This is a genomic window from Parabacteroides merdae ATCC 43184 (genome assembly GCF_025151215.1).
Taxonomy (GTDB): Bacteria; Bacteroidota; Bacteroidia; order Bacteroidales; family Tannerellaceae; genus Parabacteroides; species Parabacteroides merdae.
On sequence record NZ_CP102286.1, the window covers coordinates 2,200,733 to 2,224,201 of the forward strand.

The 23,469-nt window shown below is 46.5% G+C and carries 19 protein-coding genes; 15 read left to right on the forward strand and 4 right to left on the reverse strand.

Going from position 1 to position 23,469, the window contains the following annotated elements; translation table 11 throughout:
- Positions 1-239: 239 nt before the first annotated feature.
- Entirely contained in the window at positions 240-1,616 is a 1,377-nt protein-coding gene (locus NQ542_RS09140) for an OmpP1/FadL family transporter (protein WP_005635960.1), read from the reverse strand.
- 232 nt (positions 1,617-1,848) lie between these two features.
- Here NQ542_RS09140 and queC point away from each other — a divergent pair, with 232 nt between their 5' ends.
- From queC to NQ542_RS09155, 3 genes are all read left to right on the forward strand, one after another.
- On the forward strand, positions 1,849-2,514 hold the full coding sequence (gene queC / locus NQ542_RS09145) for a 7-cyano-7-deazaguanine synthase QueC (protein WP_036724579.1): 666 nt from the start codon (positions 1,849-1,851) through the stop codon (positions 2,512-2,514).
- 32 nt (positions 2,515-2,546) lie between these two features.
- On the forward strand, positions 2,547-3,014 hold the full coding sequence (queF, locus tag NQ542_RS09150) for a preQ(1) synthase (RefSeq protein ID WP_005635956.1): 468 nt from the start codon (positions 2,547-2,549) through the stop codon (positions 3,012-3,014).
- A gap of 194 nt (positions 3,015-3,208) precedes the next feature.
- Positions 3,209-3,988, forward strand: a complete 780-nt coding sequence (locus tag NQ542_RS09155; RefSeq protein WP_005635954.1) for a 3-keto-disaccharide hydrolase — start codon at positions 3,209-3,211, stop codon at positions 3,986-3,988.
- Positions 3,989-4,069: 81 nt separating this feature from the next.
- On the opposite strand, the gene NQ542_RS09160 is transcribed toward NQ542_RS09155, so the two are convergent.
- The gene (locus NQ542_RS09160) at positions 4,070-5,890 is read right to left on the reverse strand and encodes a DNA polymerase III subunit gamma/tau (protein ID WP_005635953.1); all 1,821 of its coding nucleotides are present in this window, start codon (positions 5,888-5,890) and stop codon (positions 4,070-4,072) included.
- Between the two features lie 71 nt (positions 5,891-5,961).
- Here NQ542_RS09160 and NQ542_RS09165 point away from each other — a divergent pair, with 71 nt between their 5' ends.
- The 6 genes from NQ542_RS09165 (at position 5,962) to NQ542_RS09190 (ending at position 12,546) form a co-directional block, all read left to right on the forward strand.
- On the forward strand, positions 5,962-6,267 hold the full coding sequence (locus NQ542_RS09165; protein ID WP_005635952.1) for an FtsB family cell division protein: 306 nt from the start codon (positions 5,962-5,964) through the stop codon (positions 6,265-6,267).
- On the forward strand, positions 6,268-6,597 hold the full coding sequence (locus tag NQ542_RS09170) for a hypothetical protein (RefSeq protein WP_005635951.1): 330 nt from the start codon (positions 6,268-6,270) through the stop codon (positions 6,595-6,597).
- 228 nt (positions 6,598-6,825) lie between these two features.
- Positions 6,826-9,123, forward strand: coding sequence for a TonB-dependent receptor (locus tag NQ542_RS09175; protein ID WP_227945720.1), 2,298 nt, complete (start codon positions 6,826-6,828; stop codon positions 9,121-9,123).
- Positions 9,124-9,166: 43 nt separating this feature from the next.
- On the forward strand, positions 9,167-10,582 hold the full coding sequence (locus NQ542_RS09180; RefSeq protein ID WP_005635949.1) for a DUF4374 domain-containing protein: 1,416 nt from the start codon (positions 9,167-9,169) through the stop codon (positions 10,580-10,582).
- Between the two features lie 9 nt (positions 10,583-10,591).
- Positions 10,592-11,422, forward strand: a complete 831-nt coding sequence (locus NQ542_RS09185; RefSeq protein ID WP_005635948.1) for an alpha/beta hydrolase — start codon at positions 10,592-10,594, stop codon at positions 11,420-11,422.
- Positions 11,419-12,546, forward strand: coding sequence for a PepSY-associated TM helix domain-containing protein (locus tag NQ542_RS09190; protein WP_005635947.1), 1,128 nt, complete (start codon positions 11,419-11,421; stop codon positions 12,544-12,546). The genes NQ542_RS09185 and NQ542_RS09190 overlap by 4 nt, the downstream gene beginning before the upstream one ends.
- Positions 12,547-12,720: 174 nt before the next feature.
- Here the strand turns inward: NQ542_RS09190 and NQ542_RS09195 are convergent, their stop codons facing one another.
- On the reverse strand, positions 12,721-13,323 hold the full coding sequence (locus NQ542_RS09195) for an OmpH/Skp family outer membrane protein (protein ID WP_005635946.1): 603 nt from the start codon (positions 13,321-13,323) through the stop codon (positions 12,721-12,723).
- Between the two features lie 394 nt (positions 13,324-13,717).
- On the opposite strand from NQ542_RS09195, the gene NQ542_RS09205 reads away from it, so the two are divergent.
- From NQ542_RS09205 to NQ542_RS09225, 5 genes are all read left to right on the forward strand, one after another.
- The gene (locus tag NQ542_RS09205; protein WP_005635944.1) at positions 13,718-15,175 is read left to right on the forward strand and encodes an aminoacyl-histidine dipeptidase; all 1,458 of its coding nucleotides are present in this window, start codon (positions 13,718-13,720) and stop codon (positions 15,173-15,175) included.
- Positions 15,176-15,333: 158 nt separating this feature from the next.
- Positions 15,334-16,797 carry a hypothetical protein gene (locus NQ542_RS09210; RefSeq protein WP_005650999.1) on the forward strand — a complete coding sequence of 488 codons (1,464 nt, stop codon included), beginning with the start codon at positions 15,334-15,336 and terminating at the stop codon, positions 16,795-16,797.
- A gap of 6 nt (positions 16,798-16,803) precedes the next feature.
- Positions 16,804-17,877: an endonuclease/exonuclease/phosphatase family protein gene (locus NQ542_RS09215; protein ID WP_005635942.1), complete on the forward strand. Its 1,074-nt coding sequence runs from the start codon at positions 16,804-16,806 to the stop codon at positions 17,875-17,877.
- Between the two features lie 34 nt (positions 17,878-17,911).
- Positions 17,912-19,582: a M23 family metallopeptidase gene (locus NQ542_RS09220; RefSeq protein WP_005635941.1), complete on the forward strand. Its 1,671-nt coding sequence runs from the start codon at positions 17,912-17,914 to the stop codon at positions 19,580-19,582.
- A 96-nt stretch (positions 19,583-19,678) separates the two neighbouring features.
- Positions 19,679-21,427 (forward strand): phospho-sugar mutase, encoded by a 1,749-nt coding sequence (locus NQ542_RS09225; protein ID WP_005635940.1) that lies wholly within the window; start codon positions 19,679-19,681, stop codon positions 21,425-21,427.
- A 69-nt stretch (positions 21,428-21,496) separates the two neighbouring features.
- Here the strand turns inward: NQ542_RS09225 and cdd are convergent, their stop codons facing one another.
- Complete coding sequence (cdd, locus tag NQ542_RS09230) at positions 21,497-21,973, reverse strand: cytidine deaminase (RefSeq protein WP_005635939.1); 477 nt, start codon at positions 21,971-21,973, stop codon at positions 21,497-21,499.
- A gap of 582 nt (positions 21,974-22,555) precedes the next feature.
- On the opposite strand from cdd, the gene NQ542_RS09235 reads away from it, so the two are divergent.
- Complete coding sequence (locus NQ542_RS09235) at positions 22,556-23,458, forward strand: glucosaminidase domain-containing protein (protein ID WP_005635936.1); 903 nt, start codon at positions 22,556-22,558, stop codon at positions 23,456-23,458.
- Positions 23,459-23,469: the final 11 nt, after the last annotated feature.

Below are 23,469 nucleotides of genomic sequence, written 5' to 3' on the forward strand. Positions count from 1 at the left end.
AAGACAAGCAAAACAATAATTAAGAAAGAGGGTGTGCATGACACATCCTCTTTTTTTATGCAGATACTAAAGCTATGCTTTACAGTGGCTAACCCTATGAGTTACGAGCACTAACCAATAGGGTTACGGACACCGACCAATAGGGCCCCATACTGTCCGCTTGAAAGACAGAAAATCAAAAAAGGGAAGTCGCACGACAGGCAACTTCCCTTTTCAAGCTGATATAGATTTTTTTAGGTTTAGAAAGCGTAATCCAAACTTAAGCCAAACACTTTATTGGTACGGCTATAGACATTCGTACCGGGGAGATTTGTACCGCAATAATTCTCCGATTTCTTTGTATAATCATGATAATTTGTCCACATATACCCCACATTCAATGCCATCTTTTCGCTCAGCATCACCTTAGCACCAAAGCCCAACGAATAAGAGTCACAGGAGAAACTAACATCGCTTTGGAAATTATCAGACAAACCATAATCCGTAATTTGAGCACCACCACTAATGGTCAATCTCTTGATCACGTCCCATTCAATACCAAATAGATACTCATTCGTACCTCTTTCCAATTCTTTCTGTTTTCCACCGGCCATGCCCGCTTTCTTGTCATCAAAGAAATGATACTCTACAGAAGCCTTCAACATGGGTAAAAACTGATAAGAGGCTGCCACCGAAAGCATGGAAGGAATATCGTTCGGCGTATTCACACCGTGCTTGTAAGGGCCGATCAAGTCTTCCGCACTATCAGGATAATCCAACTTCTTGGTATTGTTTTCGATGTTCAAGTTTGTCTTAAACTCATATTTAGCCCCGAAATTGAATTTACCGTATTTAACATCAACCCCCAAAACCGGTGTCAGCCCCCAACCTGTCTGGTCGCAATCCAAAGCCAAATTCATCAAGTCTGTTCCACCAAAATCCTTTTTCAGCTTCGCATCCAGATACCCGTCATAGTTTCCTGAAAAATAGTTCATCCGACCTCCGGCAAAGGCAGAAAGCCAATCCGTGATCTTGTATGACAAGCCAAGTTGCAGAGAATAAATATACTGTTTTCCGTCCATCGCACTGTTAATAGTATACATATCCGGCGTAACGATGGGACTTTCACCGTTTATATACTTCCCCAGACTTTCCTGGAATATGCCGGCCATAGCAGCCGATTCGAACATCGGCAGGCCATCGTCAAACGATGCCTTACCGCCCCCACCCGTAATGGCAAAGAAACCGGAGATGGTCCAATCACCTTTTTTGTAAGCCGCAAAAACACTCGGAATCACAGGAGCGGCCGCCTTTCCTTTGTAATACTTCTTATAGGGAACATCGCTTACTGTCGGCACTTTATTTACAGGGTCGAAGCCACTGTATGTACCGAAAGAGGCATCGATATCCCGGGTCTGGAAAGCACTTTGGATACTCACACCTACACGGAAACCATCGGTCGGCAAGAAAGAAAGACCCGCCGGGTTAGACAAAGCACCATCTATATCAATTGCAGCACCTCGCGAAAGTGACCTTAAAAAGGCTGCATGCTGATTCGTATTCGTCAAATATCCACCAGCGAAAGAAACCAAAGGCATCATCATCAATGCCGCACCTACTACTACTTTTTTCTTCATGTTTTACTTTTCTTAATTACAAAACGGCGGCAAAGATAAATACTTTTTTCAAACATTGCACACTTTTAATGAAAATGTGCCGCACAAAATCGCACATATTGTGCAATATATATTCTTCCCAATTGTCAACAATCAATTGTCAATTGTCAACAAAAAAGGTATCTTTGCACCCGAAAAGGAATGTCTCCTTTTCCGTGTGCTTGCTAAACCACGTACTAAAAACAAGAAAGATATGAAACATAAAAAAGAAGCCGCTTTGGTATGCTTCTCCGGTGGACAAGACTCCACGACCTGCCTGTTCTGGGCCAAGAAGCACTTTTCTCGCGTAGAAGCCGTATGTTTTACATACGGGCAAAAACATTCCCTGGAAATAGAGGTTGCACGAAAAATTGCAGCCGATGCCGACGTCCCCTTCCAACTGTTGGACGTGTCGTTGATCAGCCAGCTCGACCCGAACTGTTCGCTGACAAACACCGGCATTTCAATGGATCAGGAAAAACCGGCAGACAGCTACCCAAACACCTTCGTTCCGGGACGTAACATGGTATTCCTGACCTTCGCAGCGATCCTGGCACGCAGCAAAGGAATCTTCAACTTGGTAACCGGAGTGTCGGAAGCCGATTTCAGCGGTTATCCCGATTGCCGCGATACATTCGTCCGCTCCCTCAACGTCACCCTGAACCTGGCGATGGACGAACAGTTCGTGATCCACACACCCCTGATGGATCGGGACAAAAGCGAAGTGTGGGAACTTGCGGACGAATTAGGAGTCTTCGACCTTGTACGGACCCAGACCCTCACCTGCTACAACGGCATCATGGCAGAAGGCTGCGGGCATTGCCCCGCCTGCAAACTACGCCGCGAAGGTTTGGAGAAATATTTAAAAAGACGCCGATAAACCATCGTTTACAAGAATAACAAAAAGACATCATGGATACAAGAAAAGATGAAAACGAACTACATCTGTTAGGCGGTTCAACCGTATACAAACAGGATTATGCCCCGGAAGTACTGGAAGCGTTTACAAACAAGCATCCGGACAATGATTACTGGGTACGCTTCAACTGTCCGGAATTTACAAGCCTCTGTCCGATCACCGGCCAGCCGGACTTTGCAACCATCTACATCGATTATATTCCCGATGTAAAAATGGTGGAAAGCAAGAGCTTGAAATTATATCTGTTCAGTTTCCGCAACCACGGGGCTTTCCATGAGGATTGTGTCAATATCATCATGAAAGACCTTATCCGCCTGATGAACCCCAAATACATCGAAGTAACCGGTATCTTCACTCCGCGCGGCGGAATCAGCATTTACCCGTATTGCAATTACGGCCGGCCGGGCACTAAATATGAGAAGCTGGCAGAACAACGGCTTTTCAACCATCATGCGAAATAAAAAAGCACGCACAGCTTTTCCATTAACCAGCCAATTAGATGTAAGCGTATTTTATCCTCGACAACGCCGGGAACCGAATACACTTACATCTATTTTTTATTTCTTAATTTCCTGTTTTCGATTTTATAGTCTTAATTAATCCATTACCTTTGCAAGCAATAAATTCTAAACCTATATATAAAACAATTTAGACCATGAACAAAAGCATTACAATGAAGACTGCTTTGGCAGCATTGGCTTGTACAGCTTGTGTCAGTGCAAGCGCGCAAAAACAGTACCCCGAACAGGAAAAAATGAAACCGGGAATGTCTGAATACTGGACTCCGCAACCGAAAGTAGTCACTCCGGGTGACATCAAGACAAACAGCGCCCCTTCCGATGCCATCGTCCTGTTTGACGGAAAAGATCTTTCCGCTTGGCAAAACGCTAAGGGCGGCCCCGCCGAATGGATCGTAAAAGACGGCGTTTTCACTGTAGACAAGAAGAAAGGCGACATCCTGACAAAACAGAAATTCGAGAACTTCCAGTTGCATATCGAATGGTGCGTACCGGAAAACATCACCGGCACAAGCCAAGGACGCGGCAACAGCGGCATCTTCCTGCAAGACATGTATGAAATCCAGGTGCTGGATTGCTATAACAACGAGACATACGTGAACGGACAGACCGGCAGCGTCTACAAACAAACGCCTCCTCTGGCAAATGCCATGCGCAAGCCGGGTGAATGGAATGTCTACGATATTATCTATTCCGCTCCTATCTTCAAGGAAGACGGTACTTATCGTGTTCCGCCGCGCGTTACGGTCATCCAGAACGGCATCGTATTGCAGAATAACACGACTATCCTGGGTACAACGGAATATATCGGTTTCCCGAAAGTCGTAAAACACGGAGCAGGCCCGATCCGTTTGCAGTCTCATGGCGACCCCAGCGAACCGATCAGCTTCCGTAATATTTGGATCAGGGAAATGTAAATTCAGGTGAAAGGTGAAAGGTGAAAGTTAAAAAGAAATATAAATCAAACTTTTAACTTTCAACTTTCACCTTTCAACTATTTAGTCGAGTGTCAGATTAAACTCATCCTTCAACTTTGCCAAAACCGGATTTATGTTCAGTAGGTGTTCATACTTCTCTGCTGATGTATAGGCCAAATGTTTTTGGTTCGTTTCATCTATACGGACACGCATCTGAATACGGGTATTCTTCAACTGCATCCGCAGATAACTCAATATATCGATACAATTATTCGTCAACTCATCCTGTTGGCCGGGGTTATGCACACAGACTTCAAAATAATAATTATCCTGCAAGACCGGCTTGCAATTGATCATCGTATTTTTCAGATATACCTTCTTGTCGATAGCGGAAGCATACGCATCCCAATAATGAACCAATGCTTCCTGGCTGAAAGGACTTTGCATTTCCTGTACCACGGTAGCAGTCTGTGTCGCAGCCTGCGCTTTCGGATGCTCTACGCCAATCTCCTTAATGGATGTACCGAACTGGGGCGGACGCGCCACTCTCTTGGGCGCCGATGCCGGAGGGGCCTGCGGAATAAGAGTCGGAGAAGGCGGCACATGAGTGGAAACGACCTGCTGGCGGGGAGTCGCTCCGGTCATTTCCTGCGGAGATTGTACCGGACGTTGCAAAGGAGGGGCGGATTGTACGGTATATGTCTGCTGAGCCGCCACAGCCTGGCCTGCTTGAGCAGGGGCCTGGCCCGGCCCGTTGGAGGCTATCGGCTCAATCAGCCCTTTTTTTTTATCATCGGCCGGTTGTCCGGCACTGCTTAACTGACAAAGCTGGATAAGCGTAAGTTCCAACAACAGGCGCTTATTCCGGCTGGCCCGGTAATTCAGGTCACAGGTATTTGCCAGCTCGATCGCCTTGAACAACAGCCCGTCGGAACAGCGCTTCGCCATCTCCTTATAACGTTCACGGATAGAAGCGCCAACCTCGAACAGGATCAAAGTAGCCTCATCCTTGCAGACCAGCAAATCACGGAAATGCGATGCCAGGCCGGTTATGATATTCTGCCCGTCAAATCCTTTGCTCAATATATCGTTCAAGATCAGGATGGCAGACCGGACATTTCCGGAAAGCATTGCATCCGTCAACCGGAAATAATATTCGTAATCCAGGACGTTCAGGTTATCGATAACAGCCTGATAGGTAATATTCCCATTTGTAAAACTGACTACCTGGTCGAAGATGGACAACGCGTCGCGCATACCGCCATCCGCTTTCTGGGCAATCACATTCAGGGCTTCCGGTTCAGCCGTCACTCCTTCGCAGGAAGATACGTATTCCAGATGCTCCACCATATCGGCAATCGAGATACGCGAAAAGTCGTATATTTGGCAACGGGACAGGATGGTCGGCAACACCTTATGCTTCTCCGTCGTAGCCAGAATGAACAAAGCATGATGGGGCGGTTCCTCCAATGTTTTCAGAAATGCATTGAAAGCCGCCGAACTCAACATATGCACCTCATCGATAATAAAAACCTTGTATTTTCCGATAGGAGGCGGAATGCGCACCTGGTCGATCAGGGCACGGATGTCATCGACCGAGTTGTTGGAGGCGGCATCGAGTTCATGGATATTATAAGAACGCTGCTCGTTGAAGGCCTTGCAGGATTCGCATTCGTTACAGGCTTCCCCGTCGGCAGTCGGATTCAGACAATTGATCGTCTTGGCAAAGATACGGGCACAAGAAGTCTTGCCCACTCCACGGGGACCGCAAAAGAGGTAGGCATGAGCCAGCTTGTTACTCTGTATTGCATTCTTAAGTGTAGTTGTCAAGGACTTCTGTCCTACCACACTACGAAAAGTAGAAGGACGGTATTTCCTTGCCGATACAATATAATTATCCATTCTCTGCTTTTTTATTAACAAGACAAAGATAAACAAAATAATTCATTTACCTTTGCAAAAACGAAGTTCCTATGTCACGCATAAAAGACTTTTACAACAAGTATCTATCCAGGATCAATGCCTACTGGCTGGTAACCATCGTGTTCTTCGCCCTGACATTCGTAATGGGCGATAGCAGTCTGTACAAGCGTTATACATACGATGAAAAGATTCGTAGCCTGGAAAAGGAAATCAAGCATTACCAGAAGGAGATCGAAATCAACAGCAAAAAGCTGAACGATCTGCATACGGATAAGGAAGGACTCGAACGCTTCGCCCGTGAAGAATATTTCATGAAAAAGCCGAACGAGGATGTATATATTATTAAGAACAAATAAATGAACGAAAAAGCAAGAACGATCGTTTTCAATATCTCCGCCCTGCTGTTGCTCGCCGGTGCGGGATTATATCTGGCATTGCCGGTTGCAGCTCCTTACCTGTTCGCCGTCGGGGCTGCCGGTATAACAGTCTGTTACCTGACAATGCCTACCAAGGATATGGATTTTCGCAGGCGCAGATTGCACCGCTACAACATATTTGCCGGGTTGCTGTGTATATTCGCCTCCGCCCTGATGTTCAGCGGACGGAAAGAATGGATGATTTGCCTGACCATTTCAGCCCTGCTTCAGTTATACACGGCATTTGTCACCCCTAAAAAAGAAAACTAAAAACGAAAAATACCTACATATAGTTAGAAGTATTGTCTAAATTACAATTACAGGGACAATAAAATTACCTAAAATCCGCGATTGATGCGCTTTCTATTTATAAGGAACTTTGCAGCGTTTTATTAACGATACAAAACTCTTTATAAATTGAAAGCGACTATTCTAAAAATTTCCGGCTTATTCATATTCCTCTTGGCTGTAATATCCGCCTCCGCTCAGGACAGGGCGATGATCTCAGGTAAAATCATATCCACGGAAAAAGAAACCGTTGATTTCGCAACGGTCTACCTGAAAGGTACCACATACGGCGGAACAACCAACGAACAAGGTATTTACCATCTGAAAGCTCCGGCTGGCGACTACACGTTAGTCGTATCTGCCATCGGTTACAAGACTGTTGAGAAACCGGTGAAACTTACCGGTGGAGAAAGGGCCAGACAGAATATCACCATTACTCCGCAATCGACGGAACTGGACGAAGTGGTCGTTGTCTCAAACGGAATAAGCCGTTTGAAACGTTCGGCATTCAATGCCGTAGCACTTGATACGAAAGAACTGCAAAATTCCAACAAAAGCTTGAGCGAAGCACTGGCGAAAGCTCCGGGAATGAAGGTTCGTGAATCCGGGGGGGTCGGTTCGGACATGCAACTTACGCTGGACGGTTTCAGTGGCAAGCACGTAAAAATATTTATCGACGGCGTGCCGCAGGAAGGTGTGGGAAGTTCGTTCGGGCTGAACAACATCCCGGTCAACTTTGCCGAACGCATCGAAATCTACAAAGGCGTGGTCCCGGTAGGCTTCGGTACGGATGCAATCGGAGGCGTGATCAACATCATCACTAAAAAGAAGCGGGACAGATGGTTTTTAGATGCCTCCTATTCCTATGGCTCTTTCAATACGCACAAGTCTTACGTGAATTTCGGACAGACGTTCAAAAACGGATTCACCTACGAAATCAATGCTTTCCAAAACTATTCGGATAATGATTACTACGTGAACGCTCCGGTAGAAAACTTCGAGACCGGAAGCATCGACAGAAGCAAGAAGGAACGGGTGAAACGTTTCAACGATACCTACCACAATGAAGCCGTCATCGGCAAACTGGGGATCGTAGACAAGAAATGGGCGGACCGCCTGTTGCTGGGTTTTACCTATTCGAATATGTATCAGGACATACAGACCGGTGTGCGCCAGGAAATCGTTTACGGGCAAAAACACCGCAAAGGACACTCTCTGATGCCCTCACTGGAATATGGCAAACGCGATCTGTTCACAAAAGGGCTGGACATCGTGCTGACTGCCAACTACAATAAAAACCTGACAACCAACGTAGACACTTCTTCTTATGAATACAACTGGCGTGGAGAAAAGCACCTGATGAACTCCGCCGGAGAACAGTCAAGACAGCATTCACGGGCAGACAACAATAACTGGAACGGCACATTGACACTCAATTACCGGGTCGGTAAAATGCATACATTTACCTTCAATCATGTGCTGAACACTTTCCATCGCTCCAATACCTCCCTGCTTGCAGCCGAAGAGATGAAAAGCGCCATTGCCAAAGAAACCCGTAAAAACATTTCAGGCCTTTCCTACCGGTTGATGCCGTCCGAACACTGGAACTTTTCCGCTTTCGGAAAATACTACAACCAATTTGTAGCAGGCCCGATGGCAACATCAAGCACGCAGGACGAATACGTACGCAAAACACGTTCTGTCAACTCATTCGGATACGGGGCGGCCGGAACCTACTTCATCTTGACAGGCCTGCAAGCCAAGCTGTCTTACGAAAAAGCTTATCGCCTGCCGACCATCGAAGAGATGTTCGGTGACGAAGACCTGGAAATGGGCGAACTGAGCATCCGACCGGAAAATAGCGACAATATAAACCTCAACCTGAGCTACAACAAGACATTCGGAAAACATACCTTGTATGTGGAAGGTGGAGTGGTCTACCGCAATACGAAAGACTACATACAACGTAACATCACAGATCTGAGTGGCGGCAAGCAAGCGGCAACCTATATCAACTACGGCAAAGTCGAGACAAAGGGATTTAATCTGTCCATCCGCTACAACTTCGCAAACTGGGTGAGCGTAGGCGGTAACTTTACCCAAATGGACGTACGCGACAAAATGAAAACCTCCATTACCAGCAGTGCCGAAAACCTGGCCTATGGAGAACGGATGCCTAACCTTCCCTACCGGTTTGCGGATTCCGACATATCGTTCTACTGGCGTAATCTTTGGAAAAAAGGCAATGTGCTGACTGTTACTTACGACAATCAATACCTGCATAGCTTTACTTACTATTCGTCTGCTATCGGATCGAAAAACAATGACTATGTCGTACCGAATCAGTTCTCCCATAATCTAACTCTTTCCTACAGCCTTCAGAACGGACGGTACAACGTGTCGTTAGAGTGCCGCAACTTTACAAACGAAAACTTGTACGATAATTTTAGTTTGCAGAAAGCCGGACGCGCTTTCTACGGTAAAGTAAGAGTTTATTTCGGAAATTAATTCAATTATCACAGTTACTAAATATAAATACATTTATTGCAAGATGAAAAAGAATCATTTATTAACCGGTATTGCCGCAGTTATGCTGACGGGTGGACTGTTTACTTCCTGTAGTGACAACGAGATCCCGGCACCGGACGAAGGAGGAAAAGGCGAAACAAAAAACACATTCGTAATCCCTGCTTCTACAACGGCATCCGGAAATACGACCAACGTACTGCTTACAGCCGAGAGTGTGGACGAAGGGACCATCACGACATTGAACAACGGCCTCGTGAATGACGGAGCCACACAATGGGTTTTCTATAAAGACCAGTATTTGTACGGCCTGACTTACAATCAGGGAAATGCGGGGGACACACGCTCGTATATCCTGAATGCGGACGGAGAACTTGAAACCCGCTCACAAAGCTATAAGGTCAAACGATTTACGACTTACGGCATTTATGACAAGTATATCATGACTCTTTCTTCGGGTGACGGTCCGACGGAATGGGCGGACGAGAACGGCTACGTCCCCCAGTCATTCCTGGTCTCTCTTTTAGATGTCGCAGCCGAGACAAAAACGGACAACGACACAAAGAACAAAGCCTACCTGTCCGAAAACTTCCTGGGCAATGGCGAATATGTAACGCTGGCAGGTATCTTGGAACATAACAGCAAGATCTATAGCGTAGCCGTACCGATGGGATTAAGCCAGTATGGGACAAAAGACGGAAACGGGAAATGGATTCTGCCGGGTAACGAAGACTTGGTGAAAACCGAATCCGGTGGTTCGAACAGTAGCGCTTACGAAAAAGACGAGCTATTGTGGACACAGTATCCGAATTCCTGTTGGGTCGCCATCTTCGACGATGAAACATTTACAAATAAGAAAATCATCAAGACTGATAAAATCAGTTACGCTTGCGGCCGTTTCAAATCGCAATATTACCAAATGATTTGGGCCGCCGATAATGGCGACATCTATGTATTCTCACCATCATATGCCAAAACGATGATCGACCCGCGCCAACAGACCAACTTGCCGGCCGGTGTGGTGCGCATCCCGAACGGAAGCGAAGATTTCGACGATTACTACTGCAACCTGGAGGCACAGAGCAACGGCAACTCCTTCCTTCGCAGCTGGCATATAACAGAAGATTATTTCTTGTTGCTGATGTATGACCGTCCTTTCAGTGAAACAGGCTATACCGCAAATCAGTTGGCCGTATTCAAAGCCGGAGCCGAAAAATTGACTTACGTAAGCGGACTTCCTTCAACCGATATAATTTCCGGTTTCGGAAACACGATACATGTTGAAAACGGCAAGGCTTACATCGCTGTAACGACGACCGACGGGAACCCAGCAATCTACAAGATCGACCCGGTTAACGCCAGTGCTACAAAAGGTGTAACAGTCGAAGCAACCCAAATAACCGGTATCGGCAAGTTGGCGGCTGCAACTTCACAGAACTAACAACCAACAATGATTAGAATTCAATTCTTTCTGATATTCCTCCTGCTCCCGCTGACCATGCGGAGCCAGGAGGATATTTGTATCGGGAAACGATACTCACTCTACTCTGCCTTTTTACAGGAGGAACGGGACTATTGGATATATCTGCCTCAAAACTACGATCGGGATACGACACAGAATTATCCCGTCATCTATCTACTCGACGGAGGCTCTTTTTTCCATTCATTGGTCGGTATCAGCCAAACGCTCTCTACGGTCAAAGGAAAATATCTTCCGTCCTGCATCATCGCCGGGGTAATAAGCACGGACCGGACACGCGACTTTACTCCTACGGCCTCTGCTGCCGGACGAAGCGGGAAAACCTCTCCGGGCGCTATTCCACAAGGTGGTGGAAGTGAAACATTCAGACGTTTCCTAACGGAAGAACTTCGTTCCGTAATCGACAGTACATACCGGACAAACGGACTAAACATGTTAATCGGGCACTCCTATTCCGGGCTTTTTACCGTAAACACGTTTTTGCGCCATACGGAATTATTCGATATCTATTTAGCCCTCGACCCCAGCCTGTGGTGGGACCAGGGAAAGCTGGCAGAAGAAGCCGCCTCGCTTATCCAAGGTAAGGATTTTACAGGGAAGAGCCTGTATATCGGTGTTGCTTCCCAAAAACGGACTGACCGGGTGGATATTCACCTCAACAAGGTCAACTATCTCCTATCGGAGATATTACCGCAAGCTCAAAAACTGCAATTTTTTAGTAAATCATTTCCCGAAGAAAATCACGGAACGGTCGCAATTCCGGGAATATACGACGGGATAAAACAATTATTCGGAAAATGAAAAAGTTCTTTGCGAAAATACATTTATGGTTATCGATACCTTTTGGTATCATCATCGCGATCGTCTGCCTGACAGGAGCAATCCTGGTATTCGAAGCGGAGATACTGGAGTTTTGCTATCCTTCCCGCTATTTTGTCAAAGAGATAAAAAGCGAACCACTTTCACCGGCCACGCTCATGGATACTGCCCGCGAGCAACTTCCCGATTCCATCAAAATAAACGGGATACGGGTTTCCTCCGACCCCAAACGGACCTACCAACTGATTTTACCCGGAAAAAAGGCTGCTTGCTTTATCAATCCCTACACCGGAGAAATTACCGGCATAGACGATGGAAAAGGGTTCTTCATGAAGATAATGCGCCTTCACCGTTGGCTGTTGGACGAATATAAACGGGATGGAAGTTTCGCTTGGGGTAAAACTATTGTCGGATATTCAACCCTGGTACTGGCCATTATTATCATAAGTGGTCTTGTCATCTGGTATCCGAGAAACAAGAAAGCACTGAAAAACCGGCTCAAAATCAAAACAAAAGCCGGCTGGTTCCGCTTCCTGTACGATCTACATGTCTCCGGAGGTTTCTATGCAGCTTTACTTTTGCTTATCCTGGCATTGACTGGTCTAACCTGGTCGTTCGGTTGGTATCGTGACGCGTTCTATACCGCGTTCGGCATCAGCACAACATCTAAACAGACGCACGCTCCGACATCTGCCGTCCCCCCAAAAACAGCAGGTGAAAGAGGTTCGAAGAAACATCCCAAAACCGATTACACACAATGGGCCGAAGTCTTGGCCGATTTACAAAGCCGTTATCCGGAATATAAATCGATCTCCATCCAAGACGGATCAGCAACCGTTTCTACCGCTACCTATGGAAATACAAGAGGAAGCGACCGTTATTCCTTTGACCCGGCTACCGGCAAGATCACTGAAATTCAATTATACAAGGACCTCCCTAAATCCGCCAAAATAAGAGGATGGATCTATTCCGTTCATGCCGGAACATGGGGAGGATTGACAACCCGGATATTAAGCTGTCTGGTTTCACTCTTAGGGGCTGTCTTTGCCATAACCGGTTACTATTTCTGGATCAAGAAGAAACTCCGGAAGTCCAAACAAAGGTAAACAAAAACAAGCATGCTTCGCTTGCCGTAAAGCATAGCTTTGCAATAGCTAAAGCATAGGGTTACAAGGTCTAATGCATAGCATTATCCCCCCCAAGGAATCCTTAGGGCCACAATCAAAAAGGGCTGCCCCGTGCGGGACAGCCCTTTCGTATATATCTATATGTTTTATTCCTTATTTACCGGAAGAGTAGTTCTTATTCAGCACTTCGAGAAATTCGGCAGTGATGTCGTATGCCGGATTAGATAACAAAATGTTGTCACCCATTGTATTGCTGAAAATGATCTGATAGCCTTTTGTCTGGTTAAAAGTCGTCAACTGGGCAACGATCGTATCGCGAAGCTGTCCGTTCAGCTCCATCTGCTTGGCAGCCAACTCTTGTTCTTTCTTAGCCGCATAGTTCTGAAGTTCCTCCTGCTTTTTCTGCAAACGGTTTCCTTCCTGCTGCGCTCTTTCCGTAGTAAGGAAAGCATTGGCTTCATATTTACGTTGGAAATCATTTAATTCTGTCCGTAAGGCATTTGACCGCTGAGTCATATCTAAACGATAGTCTTCCTGCATCTTGAGAATACGTTCATTCAAATCTTTCGAATAGTTGTAATTCGATAAAAGAGAGTCTACATTTACATATGCCACAGGGAGCAGATTGGTAGAATCTCCCTCCGTTGTGAAAGCCGGAGCTACTGTGGATTCTTTTTTACTGGAAAACTGCATAACAAACAGGATTATGACAGCTACCGCGAGCACACCATTAATAACGTAGTTAATGTTCTTCATAAAGTGTAAATTAAATCTTTATTTTATTTTATTCTTCTATTTCTTTTATCTTATCATATAGATTCTTCCTCAAACTATCTCTCCTATGCTGGGTTTTAGCACAGCATATACCTTTCTCCCTTAGTGCCGCATTACCTTCAATGTGTGTATTCGGAAACTTCCCTCCCTTTTTGAAAATCACTTTTACACTGAGCAACACAACACAAATAACAAGAATTATGACAGTAATCAATAACGTTGTAAGCATTTTCTCTATATTTGTGGACGCAAATATAAGAGTTTAAGTGATTGGAAAGTATGTTTTTGATATTTAATTGTACTTTTTTTCATACAACCCCCTGTTTGCAGTGGTATTATTAACTATAGAGTAACATCTATAATACATTGTAACATTATGAAGATTACTGATTTAAAGCCTGAAATCGTCTGGAAGTTCTTCCACCAGGTAACACAAGTGCCCCGTCCTTCAAAGAAGGAGGGAAAAATGATCGAGTTTCTTGAATCATTCGCCAAACAGTATAAAATAGCAATCAAAAAAGATGCCGTAGGCAACATCCTGATGTCTAAACCGGCTACTCCCGGCAAAGAAAACCTGCCGACAGTCGTTTTGCAATCCCACATGGACATGGTCTGCGAAAAGAATAATGGAACCGCACATGATTTCGACCACGATCCGATCGAAACAATCGTCGACGGAAACTGGCTTCGCGCCAACGGTACGACTCTGGGTGCCGACAATGGCATCGGTGTAGCCGCCGAACTGGCGATCCTCGCGTCCGATGATATCGAGCACGGACCGATCGAATGCCTTTTCACCGTAGATGAAGAAACCGGGCTGACCGGAGCCAGAGCACTCGAAAAAGGATTCATGACAGGCGATATCCTGCTGAACCTCGACAGCGAAGACGAAGGTGAAATCTTTATGGGATGCGCAGGCGGCAAAGATACGCAAGCGGTGTTCCATTACGAACCGCGTGACACCAATCCGAACATGCAATACTTCAAAATCGAAGTGAAAGGCTTGAACGGCGGACATTCCGGTGGCGAAATACACAAAGGGTTGGGCAATGCCAACAAGATTCTGGTGCGCTACCTGTACCTGTTGAAAAATCAAGCCGATTTCAACCTTTGCTTCATCCACGGCGGTAACCTCCGCAACGCTATCGCCCGCGAAGCGCAAGCGACCATCGGCCTGTATCCGGAAGAAAAGGAAGCAGCCCGTATTCTGCTGAACCATTTCACAGCAGATATCGAAAACGAACTGAAACATGTAGACCCGAACGTACAGATAACAATGGCATCGACCGACCGTCCGGACAAATACATCAGCGACTATGATGCCGAAAAACTGATTTTGGCTTTACATGCCTGCCCGCATGGCGTGATCGGCATGAGCCACGACATCGAAGGGCTGGTGGAAACCTCCACCAACCTGGCTTCTGTCAAGATGGGAGATGACAGCACAATCATTGTCGGCACAAGCCAGCGCAGCTCCATCGAGTCTTGCAAGAACATGATTGCCAACCAGGTCGCATCTGTTTTCAAGTTAGCCGGTGCACAGGTAACTCACGGCGACGGCTATCCGGGTTGGGCGCCTAACCCGGATTCAAAGATCCTGAAAGTGGCACAAGAGACCTATAAACGTTTGTTTAACAAAGATGCAAAAATAATGGCGATCCATGCAGGACTGGAATGCGGCTTGTTCCTAGAAAAATATCCGAATCTGGATATGATCTCATTCGGACCGACGCTTCGGGATGTCCATTCCCCCAACGAACGCATACAGATTGATACCGTTGGATTGTGGTGGTCTCACTTACTCGAACTATTAAAGAACATCCCTGCAAAATAAATCGATACATTTCTCGTTATAAAAGAGGATTAACATTCAACAGATGTTTTTCCTCTTTTTTTATGTTAATGCCCGAAAACTTATTTATAATAAATTTGTTTTCTTATTGACATTATATGGTAAATAACAGTTTACCTGGACTATTAATAATTAATGAAATGAAAAAATTAGCCGCTCCGTTATTCATATTATTCTTTATAGTGCTCAACCTGTTGTCGTGTGACGGGCTGGACGAAAACTATTCGAATAACCCCAACCATCGGCTGAGTTTCTCGGTCGACACACTTTCTTTCGATACGGTATTCACCACAATAGGCTCCGCAACCAAAGAGTTCATGATCTATAACCGCAATGACCAACCTTTGCTGATCAGCGAGATCATGCTGGCAAGCGGTGAAGAAACCGGTTTCCGCATCAATGTGGACGGGCGCAAAGGCGACCATTTCCAGAATGTAAGGATACAGGCGGACGACAGCTTGTATGTTTTTGTGGAAGTGACCGTCAATCCGAACGCATCCAACCAGCCGCTGCTGGTGGACGATTCCATCATCTTCACCACAAACGGAGTCAAACAGTCTGTCCGCCTCGAAGCATACGGACAAAATGTAAACCTGTATAAAAACGGGCTTATCCTGACACAAGACACGCATTTTACAGCCGAACGGCCCTACCTTATATATGACAGTCTGGTTATTTCTCCCAACATCACGCTCAACATCGATCCGGGCGCAACGTTCTATATGCACGACACAGCGAAAGTCATCACATACGGGACATTGCTGGCCAAAGGGACACGCGAAAATCCGATTGTCTTCCGCGGAGACCGTCTGGATTTCATACTGAACGACATCCTGCCCTACGACCGGACACCATCACAATGGGGAGGGATTTTCTTCCGTCCGGAAAGCTACCATAACATTATGGACAATGTCATCGTGCGAAACGGAAAAACAGGACTGACATTCGAAAAGTCGTCACCGGACGAATCCAAACTGAAACTAAGCAATTCCCAAATCACGAATATGGGAGAGCACCTATTCTCTGCACGCAATTGCAAGATTGAAGTGACCAACACGGAATTGACCAATGCCGGAGGAGGTGTCGTGGTTCTGATTGGCGGGAACTACTGTTTCGTCCATTGTACGCTTGCCAATTTCATGACATTGGAAAAACGGACCACGCCTTGCCTCACGATGGCAAACAATGCGAATGAAGAGGCTTATCCGCTCAAAGCGACATTCGACAACTGCATCATCGACGGCAGTTTCGATGCTGGCAAAGAAGCATATAAAGGGGAACTCAATCTATCCGTCGACGGTGCGGCATCATTCGAATACCTGTTCAACCATTGCGTAATCAAAACGAATGGCAGCAACAATGACCACTTCAAAGAGGTATTGTTCACCAATACCAGTCCGTCCTACAGGTTAAAAGGTGGCGAAAAAAACAAATACCGTTTTGATTTCCGTCCGGATTCGCTGACGACCTTAGGAGTTGGGAAAGCCGATATCTTCGTCACGCAGCAATATCCGGTGGACCGCTACGGCATAAACCGCCTGACAAACGACGGTCCCGATATCGGAGCCTACGAATTCGTACCGAAAGAAGATGAAACAAAATAAAACGATATGGCCAGAACCTTAACTATGACGTTTTTTATCCTGACATTGTTTTCTTTGCCTTCACAAGGGCAAACAGACTTCCGCGTGATGAGCTACAACGTCGAGAACCTGTTCGACACGAAAGACGATCCGCTTACGGCGGACAATGATTTCCTCCCCTCCGGCAACCGCCACTGGACGTCCGGACGGTTTTACCATAAACTACAACAACTGGCAAAAGTCATCACAGCAGCGGGAGAATGGAGCACTCCGGCTTTGATCGGACTTTGTGAAGTCGAAAACGATTCCGTCCTTGTCCGGCTTCTGGATTTCACTCCGCTCCGTCGGCAGCATTACCGTTATTGCATGACACACGGACAAGACACGCGAGGGATTAATGTAGCATTTCTTTACCAGCGGGACAAGTTTCGCTATCAGGGACACACGGAACATCCAGTCCGTTTTACCCGCAAGCAGCATAAACATACCCGTAATATCCTGCATGTATGGGGAGATGTGATTACCGGAGACCGGATCGATGTCTTTGTCTGCCATTTTCCCTCCCGTTACGGAGGAGAAAAAGAAAGCGAACCGGACCGTTTGGATGCCGCACGTACCCTGCGTACATTATGCGACTCGATCCACAACCTCCGTCCTGCCCCACACATCCTGATTATGGGAGATTTTAATGATACGCCGGACGACACGAGCATCCGGGAAATACTGGATGCCCATCCGGTTCAGGTTCCATGCCTGTCCGGTTCAGGTTCCATGCCTATGAAACCTCGGACGAATGCTTATCCATCTCTCCTTCTATACAACCTGTTTGCCAAGAACCGGTCAGTTCCTCCTGGAAGTCATAAATATCAAGGGGAATGGAGCCAGTTAGATCAAATCATCCTGTCGTCCTCTCTCACCGACACCACCTCCCAGATGCAGCTCATCCCAGGAAGCGCCCGCATCTTTTCACCGTCATTCCTGCTCATAAAAGATAAAACCTGGCGTGGCGAACGCCCTTTCCGCACCTACTATGGCTTCAAATACGAAGGTGGCTACAGCGACCATCTCCCTTTGATCGTCGACTTTCTACTATTGAAATAAATGATTACTTTTGTTTTTTAAATACAGATAGAATATGTACAAACTATATATCGCCATACTGTTTTTTTTCATACAGACAATAAGCGCCCAACAACTCCGCCAGCCATTCGATTTCCCGATCTTGTTGAGCGGTAACTTCGGGGAGTTGCGCAACAATCATTTCCATTCCGGAATAGATTTTAAGACACAAGGAGTTGAAGGGAAGCCCATCCACGCCGTACAGGACGGATACGTATCACGTATATCCGTCAGTCCGTGGGGATACGGAAACGGTTTATACCTGACACATCCGGACGGAACGACAACCGTCTACGGTCATTTGCAACGATTCGCCCCTTCCATCGCCCGATATATCAAGACACAGCAATACGAACAGGAAAGCTTCAACGTGAACTTGTTCCTCGACCCGGACCAACTCCCGGTCAAAAAAGGAGAAATTGTCGCCTATAGCGGAAACACCGGAAGTTCGGGAGGCCCGCATCTCCACTTCGAAGTACGCGACACGGAAAGTGAAGAGGTACTCGATCCTATCGAATATTTCAAAGAGAAGATAACCGACACCCGCGCACCGAAAATACAGGGAATCCTGGTCTGCCCGCAACCAGGCAAAGGAGTGGTCAACGGCAGCAGCCGTAAACTGGAGCTAAAACCGGTCACGGCCAAAAACGGCAAACAAACCATCACCGGTAAGATCGAAGCTTGGGGAGAAATCGGGCTTGCGGTCAAAGCCTACGATTATATGGATAATACGACAAATATCTACGGAGTGAAGGATATTACCCTCCGCCAAGACAGCCAGATCATCTACCATAGCAACCTGGACCGCTTTGCTTTCGACGAGACCCGCTACTTGAACAGCTATGTCGATTATGAGGAATGGAAAGAGCGTCGCTCCTTTTATATGCGCAGCTTCGTAGAACCAGGTAACCGCCTCCGTTTTAACGAAAGCATCAACCGGGGAATCATCCATATAGAAGAAGAGAAAACGTATCATCTCACGTATACGCTCGCCGATGCATTCGGCAACACAACTCGCCTCTCCGTTTGGATAGAAGGGAAAGAACAGGAGATTCCAGAGATCGAGACCGAAGGTACAGAGCTGTTTCATTGGATGGCCGACAACCGGTTCGGAGCAAAAGGTATCCGGATGACGATCCCGAAAGGAAACCTGTACGACGATCTTTATTTCCGTTATTCGGTAAAAGAAGACAGCACGGCATTGGCAGACACGCACATCCTGCATAACCGCCCCGTTCCGCTTCACAGCTCGGCCCGGCTGTCCTTGCGTTTACGAGTCGACACGCTGGAAAACAAGCAGCAATATGGTATCATCCGCACTCAGAAAGGACGTCGATCCTGGATCGGCGGCACTTACCGGAACGGCTGGATCGACGGCACGATCAAAGAACTTGGCAATTATACGGTCGGGCAAGATCTCAAAGCACCGACGATCACCCCGTTGGGCGCCAACACATGGATCAGCAAGCAGGCATTCGTTTTCCGCCTGTCCGATAACCTGAGCGGCGTACAAACCTACCGGGGAGAAATAGACGGGCAGTACGTCCTGTTCGAAATGAACAGCAAATCGGTCATTACCTACAAGTTCGATAAAGAACGGCTCAAAAAAGGGAAACACACCCTCAAACTAACCGTTACGGATGCAGCCGGAAACCGGTCGGAATACAAGTATTCTTTTGTCTGGTAAATAAAAAGCCTGAATCTTGGAAATTATCAATTTATTTGTACCTTTGTTAATTTCAAAATCAGGATTTCTTTAAATTAAAAGCAAGACATATAGGTCATGGAAAACAAGGAACTGTTAGAAATGGTAAGAAGCAAGGCGCAAAGCTGGCTTACTAAAAGTTATGACGCTGAAACACGTGCACAGGTGCAGGCTCTATTAGACAACGAAGATCCGACGGAACTGATCGAATCATTCTACAAAGACCTGGAATTCGGCACAGGCGGTTTGAGAGGCATCATGGGAGTAGGTTCAAACCGTATGAACATCTACACGGTAGGAGCAGCCACACAAGGCTTATCCAACTATCTGAAAAAGGAATTTGCCGATCTGGACCAGATCAAAGTTGTCATCGGCCATGACTGCCGTAACAACAGCCGCAAATTTGCTGAAATCTCTGCCGACATTTTCTCTGCAAACGGCATCAAGGTGTATCTGTTCGAAGACCTTCGCCCGACCCCTGAAATGTCATATACCATCCGCAAGTTGGGATGCCAGAGCGGTATTATCCTGACCGCTTCGCACAACCCGAAAGAATATAACGGGTACAAGGCGTATTGGGACGATGGCGCCCAGATGATCGCTCCGCATGACAAGAATACGATTGCCGAAGTCAACAAAATCCGTAATGCCAGCGAAATCAAGTTCAAAGGCAACAAGGAACTGATCGAAATCATCGGCAAGGAAATCGATGAACAATATATCAACGACCTGACAAAGATTTCTTTGTCACCGGAATCCATCGCACGTCACCATGACATGAAGATCGTCTACACGCCGATCCACGGAACAGGCGTGACGGTTATCCCGCCGACATTGAAAGCATTCGGTTTCACGAATATCATCCATGTACCCGAACAGGACGTAGTAAGCGGCGACTTCCCTACCGTTGTTTCTCCCAACCCGGAAGAACCGGCGGCTTTGGCTCTGGCAGTTGAAAAGGCCAAGGAAACAGACGCCGAGCTGGTATTGGCTTCCGACCCGGATGCAGACCGAGTAGGTGCAGCCGTTAAGAACAACGAAGGCGAATGGGTATTGCTGAACGGTAACCAGACCGCTTTGATGTTCGTCTACTATCTCATCACCCGCTGGAAAGAACTCGGTAAGATCAACGGCAAGGAATATATTGTCAAGACAATCGTTACGACCGAACTGATCCGTACGATCGCCGAGAAGAACGGTGTCGAAGTGTATGACGTTTACACCGGCTTCAAATGGATCGCCGATGTCATGAAGAAGAACGAAGGAAAGAAGAACTATATCGGTGGCGGTGAAGAAAGCTACGGCTTCCTATGCGAAGATTTCGTTCGCGACAAAGATGCCGTTTCTGCTTGTGCCATTCTGGCTGAAATCGCAGCCTGGGCGAAAGACCAGGGTATCACGATGTACCAGTTATTACAGAACATCTACGTTCAGTATGGTTTCTCTAAAGAAAAAGGAATCTCCGTTGTAAAGAAAGGCAAGAGCGGCGCTGAAGAGATTGAAGCGATGATGAAACACTTCCGTGAAAACCCGTTGCAGGAAATCGCCGGTTCCAAAGTTACGTTATTCTACGACTACGCTTCCCTGAAAGGTAAAGACTATGTTGAAAACGAAACACTGACATTGGATATGCCGACAACCTCCAACGTTCTCCAATATTTCACTGAAGACGGAACGAAAGTATCTATCCGTCCTTCCGGCACGGAGCCGAAGATCAAGTTCTATTGCGAAGTCCATTCCAAAGTAAAGAGCCTCGACGAACTGCCGGCTGCCGAAAAAGCAGGAGCAGAAAAGATCGAAGCGATAAAGGCTTCGTTAGGAATCTGATCTCGGACAAACAATAACCAAATATAAAAAAGGAAGAGCGCCCGTTGTTTACGATAGCGCTCTTCTTTTTTATTTCAGATCTTTCGCCCCAAAACAAAGCGGCAACAGTGATTCGGCACTCTCCGCCACCACAACCTCTTTCGTGCCGCACAACAAGACCTTCATCGGCTTGCCATAGCGTTGTTCCGCCTCCAACAAAACCTGGCGGCATGCACCGCAAGGAGAAATGCTCTCGACCTGCCGGCCATTCGTGGCGGCTGCAATGGCAAGAGCGACAACAGGCATATCCGGATATTGATGGCCGGCATGAAACAACGCCACCCGCTCCGCACACAGACCGGAAGGGTAAGCGGCATTCTCCTGATTACTGCCGGTTATGATCGTGCCGTCCTCCAGCAAAGCTGCCGCTCCGACATGAAACTTCGAATAAGGGGCATACGATTGTCCCGTCGCTTTTATGGCCGCCTCCATTAACCGCGACTCTTCTTCCGGTAGTTCGGCAAGAGAATAAATCCGGATTTTTGTCTCCAACTTGATTTCTTTCATGAAATAACACTCTAAATGATACAAGCAAAAATAAAGAAAATATAGAGAAAGCCCAAATACATTCGTGATAAACAATAGCCATGTTTCTATTGTCAAACAGCCCATTCATTAACCTTTTGCCTTTAGTCGAAAAGGCTTTCGCCCTTGGTCAAAAACACTTTCGACCAATGTCAAAAGCCTTTTCGACCAAGGGCGAAAGGTTAAAGAGCGGTAGTAATAGCTGTAAACTCCTATCTTTCATTTAAATATATAGTAGTGGAAACGAATCAGAGCGACATGGTCAACCTAAATCAGGACGAGATAATGGTGAAGGCAAAATCCTGAGGTGAAGGCAGTCCGGATGTTTACCTTCACCCTTGTACCCCATAACAATCAAAAGATTTCAAAGACAGGTGAAGCCGAATCGGAAATCCGCATAATCCTTATTTATAAATAACATGGTGACCAATCATCATTTATGATCCATATCTGCCCAATTATAATGCAGCCTCCCACCCCACCCCCGCCACAAGACTATGACAATGATGTAAAACAAATTAATTATCTTTGCCGTTAAATATAATTACATACAACGAATCAGTCATGCGATTAACATTACGAATCCTTTCCCTGTTGTTGGTGCTGTCCGTTACCGGAACGGCACTCGGAGCCAGCCAACGGAAAGTGCCGGCATACGAAAAGTATATCAAACAATACAGCAGTTTAGCGATCCAGCATCAAAAAAAGTACCGTATCCCTGCAAGTATCACGCTTGCACAAGGGTTATTGGAGTCGGGAGCCGGGCGAAGCGAGCTGGCACGCAAATCGAACAACCACTTCGGCATCAAATGTCATTCCGACTGGAGGGGTGGGCGTGTCTATCACGACGATGACCTGCGCGGAGAATGTTTCCGCAAATATAAGAATCCGGAACAGTCTTACGAAGACCACGCCCGTTTTCTGGTCGGCCGTCCCCGTTATGCCTCTCTGTTCAAACTTAAAATAACCGACTATAAAGGTTGGGCAAGAGGTTTGCAAAAATGCGGATACGCAACAGACCGAGCCTACGCCAACCGGCTGATCAAGCTGATCGAAGATTATGACCTGTACCGGTATGACACGGCAAAAGGCCGTAAAAAGTCAGACAAGCAACCGGCACACATCTCCCGCTATACAGTCTACCGTACAAACGGCCTGCTGTATGTCTATTCCAACGGCAAAGACTGCTTCGACGACATAGCCGCCAGTCTCGGCTTCCGGGTAAAAGACCTGAAGAAATACAACGAGGTGCCGGAAGATTTTCCGTTACAGAAAAATGACATCGTTTACCTGGAAAAGAAAAAGAAGAAAGCAGACAAGCCGAATTATGACCATGTCGTACAGGTAGGCGAATCCATGCACAGCATCGCACAGAAATACGGAATACAGATCAAGAGCTTATATAAGATGAATAAAAAGCACAAAGATTATATTCCGGAAGAAGGAGATGTGCTAAAACTTAGATAAGTAAGACAAAA

Bases quoted from the DNA above. Each gene is read 5' to 3' on its own strand.
- NQ542_RS09140 (WP_005635960.1), bottom strand. From the start codon at position 1,616: ATGAAGAAAAAAGTAGTAGTAGGTGCGGCATTGATGATGATGCCTTTG.
- queC (WP_036724579.1), top strand. From the start codon at position 1,849: ATGAAACATAAAAAAGAAGCCGCTTTGGTATGCTTCTCCGGTGGACAA.
- queF (WP_005635956.1), top strand. From the start codon at position 2,547: ATGGATACAAGAAAAGATGAAAACGAACTACATCTGTTAGGCGGTTCA.
- NQ542_RS09155 (WP_005635954.1), top strand. From the start codon at position 3,209: ATGAACAAAAGCATTACAATGAAGACTGCTTTGGCAGCATTGGCTTGT.
- NQ542_RS09160 (WP_005635953.1), bottom strand. From the start codon at position 5,890: ATGGATAATTATATTGTATCGGCAAGGAAATACCGTCCTTCTACTTTT.
- NQ542_RS09165 (WP_005635952.1), top strand. From the start codon at position 5,962: ATGTCACGCATAAAAGACTTTTACAACAAGTATCTATCCAGGATCAAT.
- NQ542_RS09170 (WP_005635951.1), top strand. From the start codon at position 6,268: ATGAACGAAAAAGCAAGAACGATCGTTTTCAATATCTCCGCCCTGCTG.
- NQ542_RS09175 (WP_227945720.1), top strand. From the start codon at position 6,826: ATGATCTCAGGTAAAATCATATCCACGGAAAAAGAAACCGTTGATTTC.
- NQ542_RS09180 (WP_005635949.1), top strand. From the start codon at position 9,167: ATGAAAAAGAATCATTTATTAACCGGTATTGCCGCAGTTATGCTGACG.
- NQ542_RS09185 (WP_005635948.1), top strand. From the start codon at position 10,592: ATGATTAGAATTCAATTCTTTCTGATATTCCTCCTGCTCCCGCTGACC.
- NQ542_RS09190 (WP_005635947.1), top strand. From the start codon at position 11,419: ATGAAAAAGTTCTTTGCGAAAATACATTTATGGTTATCGATACCTTTT.
- NQ542_RS09195 (WP_005635946.1), bottom strand. From the start codon at position 13,323: ATGAAGAACATTAACTACGTTATTAATGGTGTGCTCGCGGTAGCTGTC.
- NQ542_RS09205 (WP_005635944.1), top strand. From the start codon at position 13,718: ATGAAGATTACTGATTTAAAGCCTGAAATCGTCTGGAAGTTCTTCCAC.
- NQ542_RS09210 (WP_005650999.1), top strand. From the start codon at position 15,334: ATGAAAAAATTAGCCGCTCCGTTATTCATATTATTCTTTATAGTGCTC.
- NQ542_RS09215 (WP_005635942.1), top strand. From the start codon at position 16,804: ATGGCCAGAACCTTAACTATGACGTTTTTTATCCTGACATTGTTTTCT.
- NQ542_RS09220 (WP_005635941.1), top strand. From the start codon at position 17,912: ATGTACAAACTATATATCGCCATACTGTTTTTTTTCATACAGACAATA.
- NQ542_RS09225 (WP_005635940.1), top strand. From the start codon at position 19,679: ATGGAAAACAAGGAACTGTTAGAAATGGTAAGAAGCAAGGCGCAAAGC.
- cdd (WP_005635939.1), bottom strand. From the start codon at position 21,973: ATGAAAGAAATCAAGTTGGAGACAAAAATCCGGATTTATTCTCTTGCC.
- NQ542_RS09235 (WP_005635936.1), top strand. From the start codon at position 22,556: ATGCGATTAACATTACGAATCCTTTCCCTGTTGTTGGTGCTGTCCGTT.